The organism is Coprobacter secundus subsp. similis (genome assembly GCF_015097275.1).
Taxonomy (GTDB): domain Bacteria; phylum Bacteroidota; class Bacteroidia; order Bacteroidales; family Coprobacteraceae; genus Coprobacter; species Coprobacter secundus.
In genome coordinates this window covers 3,131,731-3,145,662 of record NZ_AP023322.1, presented here as the reverse complement: position 1 = coordinate 3,145,662, position 13,932 = coordinate 3,131,731, and the positions used below count along the sequence as shown (strand labels likewise).

Genomic DNA, 13,932 nt, shown 5'->3' with positions numbered 1-13,932 from the left:
TATAGCCATTCTATATTTTCCAGATACAAATATAAAAAAATAAACGAAGCAATTTACATAGTCGGAAAATTGCTTCGTTCGGTTTATTGCCTAAATATACTTCTTCAGAACAAATATGCCGCTGTAATCGTCCAATAACGATTCTTGCCATTCAGAGTTTCATCCAGTGTCTTTACTTTTAACGTTTTGTTCAATCCCCAACCATATTGGGCGGAAATCTGCACTTTGCCCAATAATTCCAGTCCGGCACCGACATTTATCGAAGTATCAAAATTGCGTTCCTTAAACCCCTCCGATATCTTGTCACCCACCAAAAAGGCAAAGCTCGGCCCCGCAAAAATATACGGTTTGACAAGAGATAAACCCAATTTATATTTCAAGTTAACGGGTATTTCGATATAATCGAGTTTCGTTGTTGATTTATTACTTCCAATCACATTTCCGACAGCATCGACTATATCACTAAATTTCAATTCAGACCCTCTTCGGGTATACATCACTGCCCCATCAAGACCGAAGCCCAACCCGGGAATAATAAATTCGGCCATTACACCTCCGGTAAATCCGGCTACATTAGAGCTCTTTACTTCTTTATTGAATTTCAAACTCGACATATTGGCTCCTGCACGGATACCCAATTTGAACTGTGCTTCAGCAGGCATAATCACGATTAACGCCAAAAACAAAGAAAGAAAAAAAACTTTTTTCATCATACATAATGTTTAAATTCCTACTTGCATTAGATAATTTACAGAAAAAAGTCAAAGTCTGTTTAAATTTTGCTCGAGTCAGTTTTATGAATCTTTGCTTATCAGAAAATTTAAATCAGTTTTTACATTTTCTGTAAATTTTTGTTCCAAATATACAAAAAAAGCAGGACCATCATCCTGCTTATAAAATAAATATCAGATTTTTTTACATTATCATATCAAAACAGATATGCTGCTGTAATAGTCCAGAAACGATTTTTAGCATTTATAGTAGTTGCATCATCACTAAATCGAAGAGTCTTATTCAACCCCCACCCGTACTGTGCCGACACCTGCACTTTATTCAATAACTCCAAGCCTGCTCCCAGATTTATCGATGTATCGAATTTTCGCTTTTTAAATTCTTCTGAAATATTGTTCCCCACCAAAAAAGCAAAACTTGGCCCGATAAACAAATAAGGCTTCACAATAGGCAAAGTAAACTTATACTTCAGATTCAATGGAATTTCGATATAATCGAGCTTCTGAGTTTTCGAATTTCCCAGTCCTACCACATTTCCCGCAATTTCCGTCACATCTTTGAACTTCAATTTCGAGCCATGACGACTGTACATCAATGCTCCATCAACACCTACGCCCAAACCCGGAATCATAAACTCAGCCATCACACCTCCGGTAAATCCGGCCACATTCGATGATTTCATAATATCTTTACTGAAAGACAAGTCTGAAACATTGACCCCTGCCCGAATTCCAAACCTTAGCTGAGCCTCAGCCGTAGATATTGTCAAGAGTCCCACTACACACAATAAACCTGTTATCAATCTTTTCATTACATACTTTTTTAAACGATGTCTATATTCCTTATTATTGTAAAACAAACAAACAGGCCAAATAATCGATGAAAAATCAAAAATATTCTGAATAAAGCTAAAGTTCTGCTTCAGAAGTAATCCATTCGACATCTGTTTTTCCTATTTCACAAAAAAAGAGTATCTTCGTTTTATCAAAATCAGAATGATATGGAAAATGAAAATACAACAATAGAAGAAAAGATTGTAAAAATGTTACGAACTGTATATGACCCGGAAATTCCAGTCAATGTATACGACCTGGGGCTTATATACAATGTCGAAGTAGATGACGAGAAAAATGTAAAAATAGAAATGACCTTGACTGCCCCCAACTGCCCGGCTGCAGACTTCATCGTGGAAGATGTCCGTATGAAAATAGAGAGTATAGAAGATGTAAAAAGTGTGGATATACAACTGGTTTTCGAGCCCGAATGGGACAAAGACATGATGAGTGAAGAAGCCAAACTGGAACTTGGTTTTTTATAAAACACATAACCTTCTATCAATGAAGCAAATATATTTCATATCTGATTTGCATTTAGGTGCTCGCACATTAGATAACCCGAGAGAAACCGAGCGGAGAGTCGTCCGGTGGCTTGACAGTGTAAAGGACAATGCTAAAGCCATATACCTAATGGGTGATATCCTGGACTACTGGTACGAATACAAAACTGTAGTTCCCCGTGGATATGTCCGCTTCTTCGGAAAGATAGCAGAACTAACGGATATGGGAATAGAAATTCATTGGTTTATCGGGAATCACGATATTTGGATATTCGATTATATCCCTTCAGAGTTAGGAGTTATTGTACATACAAAACCTGAAATAAAAAATATCGAAGGGAAAAGTTTTTTTCTGGCCCATGGAGATGGATTAGGAAAAACACCTTTCTCATTCCGATTGATACGTAGTATATTTCATAATCGTTTTTGCCAAATTCTTTATAGTGCCATCCACCCCAGATGGACTGTCGCATTTGCCCACAAATGGTCGTCACACAGCAGGCTAAACGCTAAAGAAACTACCTATAAAGGAGAAAGTGAAGAATATCTGGTAAATTTTGCAAAAGACTTTCTATCCAAAGAACACATCGATTATTTCATTTTCGGTCACAGGCATATTATGCTCGACCTGATGTTAAAAAGAGACAGTCGTATCCTGATTCTCGGAGACTGGATAACACTCTTCTCCTATGCCACTTTTGACGGAGAAAACATCAAGCTGGAACAATTTGAAACCGAATAATCGGAACCTGTCTTTTCGCTCAGAATTACTGAAACTCTTCCCGAAAAATTCAGTATATTTTTTATCTGATTTTATTTCTCTTTCAACATAACTTTTTTACCTTTGCCCCGATTCATTAAAAAATACAAAATGGACGATTATCATTCGCGTTATTATTAATTTAAGGCAGAATTTTTCACATTACGAATTCTGCCTGTAAAACATGGAGGATTGTAATATGAAAAATTACATCATGGGAACAAACGGACTTATATTTGTAAAAGAACGGATACCCAATTGCTGGATTAATATAGAAGAACCGACTTCGGCCGAAATCCAATATCTGACACAGGAGCTAAAGGTCCCTCTCTCTTTTTTAAAGGATATAGAAGATGTCGACGAACGTCCACGTATCGAAAATGAAGATGATTGGCAGATTATCATTATACGCATACCGGTACGTAGCAACGATGAGAAGCTTCCGTTTATCACCGTGCCATTAGGCATCATCCTGAAAGGCGATATTATAGTCACCGTTTGCTATTACAAATCCGAGATGTTATCTGATTTTATCTCTTACAGTAATCGCAAAAATATAGGATTCAGCGGGAAATATGACCTTCTTCTCAAACTCTTGCTTTCCTCTTCCGTATGGTACCTGAAATATCTCAAACAAATAAATATATGCATCAAGTCCTGCGAAAAAGAACTTGAAAAATCGGTACGGAACCAAGAACTCCAAGCGTTGCTACAAATAGAAAAGTGTTTTGTATTTTTCATCACCTCTCTCAAAGGTAATTCCATATTGTTATCCCGTATCAAAGGTAAGCCGGGAATAGATTCTGATTTATTAGAAGATGTAGAAATTGAGATGAAACAGGCTCTCGAAACGACCAACGTATATAGCGATATACTTTCCGGAATGATGGATGCTTATGCCTCTGTAATAGGGAACAATATGAATAATATAATGAAACAGCTTACACTTATATCTATTATCCTAATGATTCCTACATTGATTGCAAGTTTTTATGGGATGAATGTCCCCAACGCTTTACAAGATAATCCGTTCGGGCTGACGATAATCGTCATTACATCTCTACTTATTTCCTCATGCGGAGTACTGCTATGCCGATACAGAAAATGGCTGTGAAATATAAACAAAAAAGGCCGGATTCCTAAAAGAAAAACCGGTCTTTTTTCATACGTAGTTTTTATAATTAACGGTTTAAGAGAATCTCCTGTGTGTCGGATGCTATCATATATTCTTCATCAGTAGGAATAACAACAACTTTCACTTTTGAGTCGGCAGAACTTATTACTGCTTCAGTTCCTCTTACAGTTTTATTGACCTCCGCATCGATCTTCACTCCCATAAATTCAAGACCTTGGCAGGCAACTTCACGGGTCAGAGTCTGGTTCTCACCCACTCCTCCGGTAAATACTATAATATCGACCCCACCTAAAGCTGCTGCATATGCTCCGATATATTTACGAATACGATAGTCATACATAGACAAAGCCAGACGTGCCCGTTCATTTCCCGCAGCAATGGCCGATTCTATTTCTCTCATATCCGAAGATACTCCCGATACACCAAGAACTCCACATTTTTTATTTACAAATGTCGATAATCCTGCTGCATCTAAATGTTCCTTTTCCATTATAAAAGAAAGGGCTCCGGCATCTATATCGCCCGAACGAGTTCCCATTAATAAGCCCTCAACAGGAGTCAATCCCATTGACGTATCTATCGACTTACCATCTTTAATCGCTGTAATAGAACCACCATTTCCCACATGGCAAGTTATAATACGCTGTGACTCATACGATACCCCCAAAAATTCACAAGCACGACGCGACACATAGCGATGGCTGGTACCATGGAATCCATAACGGCGTATTGCATACTTTTCATACATTTCATACGGGATACCATACATATAAGCGTGTTTAGGCATAGTCTGGTGAAAAGCCGTATCAAATACGGCAACTTGCGGTACATTCGGCAAAATAGCCTCTACTGCGTCTATACCCTTCAAGTTGGCCGGATTATGTAACGGAGCAATATCGATACATTCGACAATCTTATCTTTTACCTCCTTGGTTATCAATACCGACTGGTTGAATTTCTCTCCTCCATGCACGACGCGATGGCCGACAGCATCGATTTCTTCCAAAGATTTTATGCAGCCATACTTTTCACTGGTCAATGTATTCAATATGAAATCTATGCCAACGGTATGTTCTGGAATATCTTTTTCCAGAATCACTTTCTCCCCATCAGGTAAAGTAAGCTTTAAGAAAGCCCCTTTCAAACCGATTTTTTCAACTCCACCCTGAGCTAAAACAGCCTTCGTATCGGTATCAAATAATTTATATTTAATGGACGATGAACCGCAGTTCAATACTAAAACTTTCATGTCTTATCTTTTTATTATTTAAAATGCAATTCACTATTTACTTTTAATTCCGATAGCTTGGTTGGCGGTAATAGCAATCATCTTATATATATCATCCACAGAACATCCTCGCGAAAGGTCATTTACCGGAGCAGCAATACCCTGCAAAATAGGGCCAATGGCTTCTGCTCCACCTAAACGTTGAACAAGTTTGTACGAGATATTACCAGTCTCAAGAGACGGGAACACCAATACATTGGCATGGCCGGCAATAGAACTTCCCGGAGCTTTGCTCTCTCCCACCGAAGGAACAATAGCAGCATCAGCCTGCAACTCTCCCTCGATTTGCAAAGAAGGATCCATTTCTTTAGCAATGCGGGTTGCTTCTACTACTTTATCTACCATTTCATGTTTTGCACTACCTTTAGTCGAGAAACTCAACATTGCAATACGAGGTTCAAAACCTGCAATCGTACGAGTAGTATGGCCGGTAGAAACAGCAATTTGAGCCAATTCTTCCGCATTCGGATTCGGAAGCACTGCACAATCAGCAAATACCATGATACCGTTCTCTCCATATTCCTTATTAGGGACAAACATCAAGAATGCTCCTGAAACAACACTCACACCCGGAGCGGTCTTCACAATCTGGAATGCAGCACGCAACACATTGCCCGTCGTATTCATTGCTCCAGCTACTTCGCCATCCGCATCTCCACTCTTAATCATTAAACACGCCAAGAATAAAGGATCCTCAACTATTTTTGCAGCCTGCTCCACAGTCATACCTTTTTTCTTACGCAATTCGAACAACAAATTTGCGTACTCTTCCTTTTTCTCGTGGTTTTTCGGGTCCACAATTACAGCCTTGCCAATATTATTCAAGCCATTTTTTTCAGCCAAAGCCATAATCTCGGCACGGTTACCAATCAATATCACATCAGCTACAGCATCTGCAATAACACGATCTGCAGCCTTTAATGTACGTTCCTCCGTTCCTTCCGGGAGGACAATGCGCTGCCTGTCTGCTTTTGCACGCGCAATAATCTGATTTATCAAATCCATAACTAAGGAAATATTTTGTTACACTTTACAAACTCTCCGATTCGCGGTACAAAAATACAAATAAATGCAATATAGAGATAGCAATTTTTAATAAAAATTCCAATCTCTGGTTATCAAAATCAACAAAAAGACTTTCGACACATTATAAGTTTTACATTTATCGGTAAAAAGCCCACCTAAAGTCTTTTCTTCCTTAAAATAAGCAATTATTATCTATTCTTAATTATTATATTTGTATTTTATGATAAGACAATAAGTATGAATATACAGAGCCTCAAACATACCTTTATAATATACATTATTTTGTCTTTTATTTTTACTCACGCTTATGCAAGAGAAAAAATAAAATTCAGACACGTATCTATTTATGGAAATAACCATCCTGTATCATTCCTTCAGACTGATTCTATTATAAAACTCAGGATAATGCCTCCTCACCTGCAAAGTATCATTTGTAAAATACAAAAACAAAAAAATATTATCGAATGCCCCAGAACTCTGTTCTATACCGATTATATTTACTTTTCTGATCCGGACATGAACGCTATTGCATTCAATTTATACATGACCTATTTATTTCTTGACAGAAACGACCGGACACATGCACTTGCTTTGTGCAATAAAATAGAAAACGATTTAGACTCTATTTCTGAAAAATTCCCCCGAGTGAAGTCTTTCTTAAAAGAATGGCTCAACTTATTATATGCAAATATTTATATTGGAAACAAACAAAACCATATAGCCAGGCTCTATTTAAACAAACTTGACACGCATAACAACCCGGCTTTGGATATACCCAAATTGGAAACCTTTGCCCGCTATTATTTTTTATCGGACAAATACGACAAGGCTTTAGCCATAACAGACTCAATAATACAAAAAAGTCAAAAATCTTCGATATATATACCTGCTCTTTATTATAAAGCTTCTATATTCGAAAAACGGGAAAACTACGAAAAAGCAAATGAAATATATAAGGAAATCAATCTGACGAAAGATTCTATCCTGAATGAACTAATATCCGAATATTCTATCCTCAAATTCAGAAAATATAATAAAAGCAAACATTTCCATGAAATTTCCGGAGCAACAATAAGCTCTATTTTTCTAATTATCACTTTGATATGTATAGGATTTTTTAATCGTTCTTGGATAGATACATTTTTACATAAACTCATTTCCCAAATACCGAAACGAGTTTCTACCTCCAACAGTAATATACAAAAGGAAAATACAACAAATCATGAAGAAATTCTCTTCAATCAGATACAAGATATCATGAAAAGAAAAAAATTGTTCAAGATACCTTCTTATTCTCTTGAAGAACTGAGCATGGAGCTTTGTACCAACCGTTCCTACATTTCCAAAAGTATAAACAAATATGGACAAATGAATTTTAACCAATGGCTCAATAGCTTACGAATAGACTATATCCTCTCACGATTACCGTCCGACTGCACTTTAGCCAACTTGAAAGAAATTGCCTTTGAGTCCGGGTTCGCTTCTATGGCCACATTTAACAGAGCTTTTTTAGCCGTTACTGGAGTATCTCCAAATCAATATTTAGAACAAAAAAAGGTCAATTTAGAAGAATCCAAATCGTAAAAATGCAAAAATCAAATCGTAAAAACAACATATATCATTGTTTATAAATTATTTATATAACAAATCGGCATTTTGCAATTTTCGCTTGTTTTGTAATTTTAGAATTATATCTACCAAAGAATCTCTTATTTTTGTTATTGGAAAATAAAAGGAGTTACCGCTCCTTATTTTAAAACACAACAAAAATCACATTGCTATGAATGAATTAGTTGAAAAAATCAATCTTCTGTGGGACTCATTTTCTAAAGACGCAGATGCATTAGTTACAAAAGGTAACAAATCTGCAGGCCAAAGAGCTCGTAAAACATCATTAGAGCTTGCAGCTTTATTAAAAGAGTTCCGTGCTCAATCTATCGCAGAATCAAAAAAATAAATTTCTGCGAAAAAGGAAGAACGCTACTCTTCCGGGATTTAGAAAAGTATTTGCTTATAGGTTAAAAAAAGTAGCGATAAAACGCCAAAACCAAGGATATCATCACATTATGAACTGAGGGTTTTTGCGTTTTATTTTTTATACGGAATTTGATATAAATCACGTAAAATAAGCTCTGAGGCTCCGGCATTATTCTTGATATAATCACCGGCAATAGTTCCGCTTGTTTTCAAATATTCAGAATCGGTGAGCAAACGCGATACTATGGGGACGAACTCTCTCTTATTCTTTACCGTAAACGCACCGCCACAAGCTATTAATTCTTTCGCTTCCTTAAATTTTTTAAAATTCGGGCCGAATATCACAGGTAAACTATAAACCGCAGCTTCCGGTACATTATGTATACCGGCTCCAAACCCACCGCCGACATAAGCTATATCTCCATATCGATAAATAGATGATAACAGCCCAAAACAATCGATAATAAGACAATCCGCTTTTTTTACAGATTCCTCATCAGCTTGAGTATAAAACACATAAGGGCGTTTCAGTAAAGAAGTTAAATGCCTAAAGTGTTCCTCATTGATTTCATGTGGAGCTATTATCAATTTAAGCTCCGGAGTATTATTAAAAAACTCGATAAATACATCTTCATCTTTGGGCCAAGAACTGCCAGCAATCATCGTAATATACCCTTGAGAAAAAGTTTCTACCAAAGGCAATTTCTTAGCATGAGCCTGAATCTCCAGTACCCTGTCGAAACGCGTATCGCCAACTACCGTAACATGCTCAACACCGATACCGGACAATAAAAGGCGGGAAGGCTCATCCTGAACATATAGATGAGTAAAATTTTTTAAAATCTTCCTGAAATAGCCGCCATAAGGTCTAAAGAATACCTGTTTGGACCTAAATATAGCCGACACAATATATGTCGGAATATGACGAGATGCCAATTCGTTCAAATAATTGGCCCAAAACTCATATTTAATAAAAATAGCTTGCGAAGGCTTCACTATGTCTAAAAAACGACGAACATTCCCCGGCAAATCAAAGGGCAAATAGCAAATCAGATCGGCATTTGAATAGTTCTTACGAACTTCATATCCTGAAGGAGAGAAAAAAGTAACTAATACTTTTTTCTCCGGCATCGCAGCTTTTATAGACTCGATAATAGGACGTCCCTGCTCAAACTCACCCAAAGATGAAGCATGTATCCATATATAGCCTCCTTGAGGATCGGCATTTTCACTTAAATAACGAAATATTTCTTTATGTCCTTGTATCATCTTTTTTGCCTTCTTATTCTTTAATGAAGCTAATGACACCAATTGCTTATAAACAAATATTCCGAAATTATATCCTACTTTCATGTTCATTACAGGTTTAAGTCTCCAAACAGTGGCTTACAATATATCTTTTAATTTTATACTTTTATTTACCGGATTTTTCCGATTCTTCCACCTCTCACTATCTAAATAAAACCGAACGCTTAATTGTTGCTGATAGCTTATTTTTCCCGGTGTAAAATGAAGATTGAATGACGCTTTACAATTGACAAAACTATTGTGAAATATATAAGCATAAATATCGGTACGATTATAAAAATCTGATTGGAAGAAAGGATCTCCTTGGTTCAATTGACTTCCGAACTGCTCATAAAACGGCATTTGACTTTCCCCCGTATACAACGTATTATGCAAACCGAGCCATCGCCACTCACCCTGTATGTCACAAAGAAATCCTTGAGGACGATGCCACACCCCAAGACCTCGATGGCGCTCCATGCTCAACAAATAACCACATTTTACAGACAATATCGACAAAGGAGTATATCTCGCAAAGTCTACACCGATATATGGATTTACAATCATATCATCCATCACTGACTGATCATCTCCTGCAGCGATTGTTCGGGCCAGATGATTCATCATTATATGTCCACCCAAGAAAAACACCCCTGGCTGCCATTTACCACTCGCCACAATATTAAATGCTTCTCTTCTCTTTTTTGTCTGCATCTGACGCCAATCAATATACATCTCTATATATCCCCTACTGCCCGAATACTGAAACAAAGCACCGGTAATATTCGGATTATAATAAGTCAAAGAATCATATTGCATATACGAAGGCAACGGCTCTATCAATTGAGTACGGGGGAAAAGGCCAAAAGACATTTGAAAACGAGGCATTACACACCGATAATAAACAGTAGGATCGACTCTGCCTTCTTCTGCTTTCCCTCCAATAGGCTGTATCCAACTTACCCCTGCCATAAGGCGATGTGAGGCTTGCTTGGGACCCGACACAGCAACTCCTATTTCCGGAGACAGCCGGGTTGCAAATAAAGTTTGGGATTTCTGCTTATCGTATTTATATTCCCGATTATCGAAAAATCCATAAAAATCGACATCCCATAAAAAAGACTGTGCCGATACTTTTGTGACCAAAAACATCAGCACAAATAGCATTATATATAAACGATGTATCATCCAAGTATTTTTATTGCCTTGTATAGGCGACGCAATGTTTCTTCTTTTCCAAGCACGGCAGTAAGGTCAAACATCTGAGGGCCTTTTGACTCCCCGACCAAAGCCAACCGAAAAGCATTCATTATATTACCCAAATGATACCCTTTATCTGCAATCCATTCCTTAACCGTACTCTCTGTAGCCTCTACGTCATCAAAATTATCTATCGATTCGAGAATCCCGGCCAGTTCTGTCAGTAATTGGGCACTATCTTCTTTCCAGCGTTTTTTCACTGTTTTTTCATCGTACACTTCAGGCGCAACAAAAAAGAAACTGCTCTGGTCCCATAATTCCTTCACAAAACTTACTCTCGATTTCATTACAGCAACTACCCGAACTACTTTTTCCTGTTCTGCACTTATTCCTCTTGCCGCCAATTCCGGCATAAAAAGAGCAGCTAACTCTTCATTACTCTTTTCTTGAATATATTTGTGATTGAACCATTTTCCTTTTTCGTAGTCAAACTTTGCCCCACTACGGCTACACCGCTCCAACGAGAACAGTTTTATAAGCTCATCCATAGAAAGAATTTCTTGGTCATTCCCCGGATTCCACCCTAACAAAGCCAAGAAATTCACCACTGCCTCCGGCAAATAACCGGACTCTCTATAGCCTGAAGATATATCGCCTGTCTTCGGGTCTTTCCATTCCAACGGGAATACCGGGAATCCAAGTCGATCACCATCTCTTTTACTCAACTTTCCATTGCCATCGGGTTTCAATAATAGAGGCAAGTGCGCAAAGAATGGCATTGTATCTTGCCAACCCAACGCTCTATATAACAAAACATGGAGTGGTGCCGAAGGAAGCCACTCTTCCCCTCTTATGACATGGGATACCTCCATCAAATGATCATCTACAATATTCGCCAAATGATAAGTTGGTAAATTATCCGATGATTTATAAAGAACCTTATCATCAAGAATCGATGAATTGATAATAACTTCTCCTCGAATCAAATCATTTACTTTTACATCTTCACCCGGCTCTATCTTTATTCGAACAACATATTGTTCTCCGTCAGAAATTAACTTCTCCACCTCTTTTTCAGACATAGTAAGAGAATTTCTCATTTGCATACGGGTAGAAGCGTCATATTGAAAATTAGGAATTTCTTTTCGCTTCTCTTCCAATTCTGCCGGAGTATCAAATGCAATATATGCCTTGCCATCATTCAGCAGCTGGTCTACATATCGCTTATATATATGCTTCCGTTCCGATTGTCGATAAGGACCGTAATCACCGCCATAGCTGACCCCTTCATCGAAATGTATGCCAAGCCACTCTAACGATTCTATGATATACGCTTCTGCACCGGGAACAAATCGATGTGAATCAGTATCTTCAATACGTAAAATCATATCTCCGTCATGCTGACGGGCAAACAAATAATTATACAACGCAGTTCTTACTCCACCAATATGAAGCGGACCCGTAGGACTCGGAGCAAAACGTACTCTCACTTTTCTTTCTGACATAATCTGCTTTCTTTGAAAATCAGGACAAAATTAACTTTTTTTTTTGATTTACTATCACTGCAAGGTAAAAAGAGTCTCTTTGGATGAAAGATACAAAAACTCTAATCTCCAAGCTCCTCCAATATCTTCTTGACCTCTTTATCCGTCTCAAAAAGTTTTTCTTTACAAAAACGTAACAAAGTCAATGAACGTGTAGTATAACTTTTCAACTTATCGATTTCACACTCATTATTTTGAAGTTTAGAAACAATGGCTTCTAATTCAGCTATTGCCTCTGCATAGGTTTGTTTTTTCTTTTCTGCCATAATTATATCATTTTATTACTTTTGATTTTACTTTTCCATCAGCAAAGTATGTACACAGCTCATCGCCTGAAGTAACTTCTTGAGTCGATTTAACAATTTTTCCATTTTTCAAAGTCAACGTATACCCTTTTTCCAACAATCTTTCCGGAGAAACCAGTTCGACCGTTTTTTCAATCATACTCAACTTGTTCTGCTCATCTTTCACATACCTCGGCAATTGCATTTTCAACGAAATGGTCAACCGCTCCAATTGAGCAAATTTTCCGGTTAAAATCCTTTCCGAAAGCAACGGAAACTGAGCTGCCAAAGATTGAAGATAACGACTGCCATTTTCTATACACTTACCTGCACTATTCTGCAAGTCATGCTGTATTTGCAGACAATGAGTACGCTCTCCGGCCAATATCCTCTCCGCCAGCAAAGGAAGCCATCGAGCCATATTCTGAATATTATGTTTTTCATTGTCCATTTTTTGCCCAGCAAATAAAACAATCGAATCACGAAGTTTCTGCCTGCATACATCGGCCATTTCCATCCTATCAATCAACCATTCAGCCGCAGCAGTAGGCGTCTTTACTCTGACATTTGCAACACTGTCTATCACCGTATCATCCCGGTCATGACCGATACCGGTAATAACAGGTAACGGAAACTGGGTTATATGTAAAGCCAAGTTATAACTGTCAAAACAACTCAAATCCGAAGTAGCTCCCCCCCCCCTAATAATGACTACCCCGTCAAAACAATCGGCACATTCATAAATTCTTTCCAATGCAGCAATAACAGATTCTTCTGCCTGCTCTCCCTGCATAATGGCATGAAACAAGGAGGTATAAAAGCAATAACCGTTCCGATTGTGATGTAACTGGTTCATAAAGTCTCCATAACCGGCAGCAGTAGGAGAAGATATGATGGCAATACGCTGAGGTAGCATGTCCCATTCCAATTCTTTATTCATATCCAGCACGCCTTCATCCTCGAGTTGTCGTAATATCTCGGCCCGGCGACGAGCCATATCACCCAACGTATAAGACGGGTCGATATCATGCACAGTAAGGCTATATCCGTATAACTCATGAAAGTCCATGCTGACTTCAACTAAAATTTTTATTCCGGAGGAAAAAGCCTGTCCTGTCTCTCCCTCAAAATAGGGTTTTAACAATCGATAAGTAGTAGACCAAATCATCCCCTTAGCTTTAGCTATTATCTGTCCGGAAGACGATTTCTCGACAAACTCCAAATAACAATGCCCGGATGACAAATTCTCTCTAACCTCACTCAATTCGGCCCGTACCCAATAACGGTCGGGAAAACTCTTATTTACAACATGTCGTAATAAGTTATTCAGTTCATATAAAGACAATTCATTCTGAGGCATATA

14 protein-coding genes are annotated in these 13,932 nt (G+C 37.9%); 5 read left to right on the top strand and 9 right to left on the bottom strand.

Annotated elements, in window-relative coordinates:
• Positions 1-104: 104 nt before the first annotated feature.
• Positions 105-713 (bottom strand): porin family protein, encoded by a 609-nt coding sequence (locus Cop2CBH44_RS12590; protein WP_200754936.1) that lies wholly within the window; start codon positions 711-713, stop codon positions 105-107.
• A 215-nt stretch (positions 714-928) separates the two neighbouring features.
• Positions 929-1,543 carry a porin family protein gene (locus Cop2CBH44_RS12585; protein WP_200754935.1) on the bottom strand — a complete coding sequence of 205 codons (615 nt, stop codon included), beginning with the start codon at positions 1,541-1,543 and terminating at the stop codon, positions 929-931.
• Positions 1,544-1,732: 189 nt separating this feature from the next.
• Between Cop2CBH44_RS12585 and Cop2CBH44_RS12580 the strand changes: the two genes are divergently transcribed.
• From Cop2CBH44_RS12580 to Cop2CBH44_RS12570, 3 genes are all read left to right on the top strand, one after another.
• Positions 1,733-2,050: a metal-sulfur cluster assembly factor gene (locus Cop2CBH44_RS12580; protein WP_021930804.1), complete on the top strand. Its 318-nt coding sequence runs from the start codon at positions 1,733-1,735 to the stop codon at positions 2,048-2,050.
• Positions 2,051-2,069: 19 nt separating this feature from the next.
• On the top strand, positions 2,070-2,810 hold the full coding sequence (locus Cop2CBH44_RS12575) for a UDP-2,3-diacylglucosamine diphosphatase (protein WP_021930805.1): 741 nt from the start codon (positions 2,070-2,072) through the stop codon (positions 2,808-2,810).
• A 217-nt stretch (positions 2,811-3,027) separates the two neighbouring features.
• Positions 3,028-3,942: a magnesium transporter CorA family protein gene (locus Cop2CBH44_RS12570; RefSeq protein ID WP_055100345.1), complete on the top strand. Its 915-nt coding sequence runs from the start codon at positions 3,028-3,030 to the stop codon at positions 3,940-3,942.
• A 67-nt stretch (positions 3,943-4,009) separates the two neighbouring features.
• On the opposite strand, the gene Cop2CBH44_RS12565 is transcribed toward Cop2CBH44_RS12570, so the two are convergent.
• Together Cop2CBH44_RS12565 and pta are read right to left on the bottom strand one after the other, a co-directional pair.
• On the bottom strand, positions 4,010-5,212 hold the full coding sequence (locus Cop2CBH44_RS12565; RefSeq protein WP_021930807.1) for an acetate kinase: 1,203 nt from the start codon (positions 5,210-5,212) through the stop codon (positions 4,010-4,012).
• A 33-nt stretch (positions 5,213-5,245) separates the two neighbouring features.
• Positions 5,246-6,256: a phosphate acetyltransferase gene (pta, locus tag Cop2CBH44_RS12560; RefSeq protein WP_021930808.1), complete on the bottom strand. Its 1,011-nt coding sequence runs from the start codon at positions 6,254-6,256 to the stop codon at positions 5,246-5,248.
• Positions 6,257-6,514: 258 nt separating this feature from the next.
• Between pta and Cop2CBH44_RS12555 the strand changes: the two genes are divergently transcribed.
• On the top strand, positions 6,515-7,861 hold the full coding sequence (locus tag Cop2CBH44_RS12555; RefSeq protein WP_021930809.1) for a helix-turn-helix domain-containing protein: 1,347 nt from the start codon (positions 6,515-6,517) through the stop codon (positions 7,859-7,861).
• A gap of 196 nt (positions 7,862-8,057) precedes the next feature.
• A complete protein-coding gene (locus Cop2CBH44_RS12550; protein ID WP_021930810.1) occupies positions 8,058-8,234 on the top strand; it encodes a hypothetical protein in 177 nt (58 codons plus the stop codon).
• Positions 8,235-8,365: 131 nt separating this feature from the next.
• Here Cop2CBH44_RS12550 and Cop2CBH44_RS12545 read toward each other — a convergent pair whose 3' ends face one another.
• The 5 genes from Cop2CBH44_RS12545 to xseA all read right to left on the bottom strand — a co-directional run bounded on the left by Cop2CBH44_RS12545 (position 8,366) and on the right by xseA (position 13,929).
• Entirely contained in the window at positions 8,366-9,607 is a 1,242-nt protein-coding gene (locus Cop2CBH44_RS12545) for a 3-deoxy-D-manno-octulosonic acid transferase (protein WP_021930811.1), read from the bottom strand.
• Between the two features lie 33 nt (positions 9,608-9,640).
• Complete coding sequence (locus tag Cop2CBH44_RS12540) at positions 9,641-10,729, bottom strand: lipid A deacylase (protein WP_021930812.1); 1,089 nt, start codon at positions 10,727-10,729, stop codon at positions 9,641-9,643.
• The gene (gene gltX, locus Cop2CBH44_RS12535; protein WP_021930813.1) at positions 10,726-12,246 is read right to left on the bottom strand and encodes a glutamate--tRNA ligase; all 1,521 of its coding nucleotides are present in this window, start codon (positions 12,244-12,246) and stop codon (positions 10,726-10,728) included. Before gltX ends, Cop2CBH44_RS12540 begins: the two co-directional genes overlap by 4 nt.
• A gap of 101 nt (positions 12,247-12,347) precedes the next feature.
• Complete coding sequence (gene xseB, locus Cop2CBH44_RS12530; RefSeq protein ID WP_021930814.1) at positions 12,348-12,551, bottom strand: exodeoxyribonuclease VII small subunit; 204 nt, start codon at positions 12,549-12,551, stop codon at positions 12,348-12,350.
• Positions 12,552-12,558: 7 nt separating this feature from the next.
• Positions 12,559-13,929, bottom strand: a complete 1,371-nt coding sequence (gene xseA / locus Cop2CBH44_RS12525; RefSeq protein ID WP_021930815.1) for an exodeoxyribonuclease VII large subunit — start codon at positions 13,927-13,929, stop codon at positions 12,559-12,561.
• Positions 13,930-13,932: the final 3 nt, after the last annotated feature.

Coding starts and splice junctions, on each gene's coding strand:
- Cop2CBH44_RS12590 (WP_200754936.1), bottom strand. CDS start 713: ATGATGAAAAAAGTTTTTTTTCTTTCTTTGTTTTTGGCGTTAATCGTG.
- Cop2CBH44_RS12550 (WP_021930810.1), top strand. CDS start 8,058: ATGAATGAATTAGTTGAAAAAATCAATCTTCTGTGGGACTCATTTTCT.
- Cop2CBH44_RS12555 (WP_021930809.1), top strand. CDS start 6,515: ATGAATATACAGAGCCTCAAACATACCTTTATAATATACATTATTTTG.
- xseB (WP_021930814.1), bottom strand. CDS start 12,551: ATGGCAGAAAAGAAAAAACAAACCTATGCAGAGGCAATAGCTGAATTA.
- Cop2CBH44_RS12540 (WP_021930812.1), bottom strand. CDS start 10,729: ATGATACATCGTTTATATATAATGCTATTTGTGCTGATGTTTTTGGTC.
- gltX (WP_021930813.1), bottom strand. CDS start 12,246: ATGTCAGAAAGAAAAGTGAGAGTACGTTTTGCTCCGAGTCCTACGGGT.
- Cop2CBH44_RS12575 (WP_021930805.1), top strand. CDS start 2,070: ATGAAGCAAATATATTTCATATCTGATTTGCATTTAGGTGCTCGCACA.
- Cop2CBH44_RS12565 (WP_021930807.1), bottom strand. CDS start 5,212: ATGAAAGTTTTAGTATTGAACTGCGGTTCATCGTCCATTAAATATAAA.
- xseA (WP_021930815.1), bottom strand. CDS start 13,929: ATGCCTCAGAATGAATTGTCTTTATATGAACTGAATAACTTATTACGA.
- pta (WP_021930808.1), bottom strand. CDS start 6,256: ATGGATTTGATAAATCAGATTATTGCGCGTGCAAAAGCAGACAGGCAG.
- Cop2CBH44_RS12545 (WP_021930811.1), bottom strand. CDS start 9,607: ATGAAAGTAGGATATAATTTCGGAATATTTGTTTATAAGCAATTGGTG.
- Cop2CBH44_RS12585 (WP_200754935.1), bottom strand. CDS start 1,543: ATGAAAAGATTGATAACAGGTTTATTGTGTGTAGTGGGACTCTTGACA.
- Cop2CBH44_RS12570 (WP_055100345.1), top strand. CDS start 3,028: ATGAAAAATTACATCATGGGAACAAACGGACTTATATTTGTAAAAGAA.
- Cop2CBH44_RS12580 (WP_021930804.1), top strand. CDS start 1,733: ATGGAAAATGAAAATACAACAATAGAAGAAAAGATTGTAAAAATGTTA.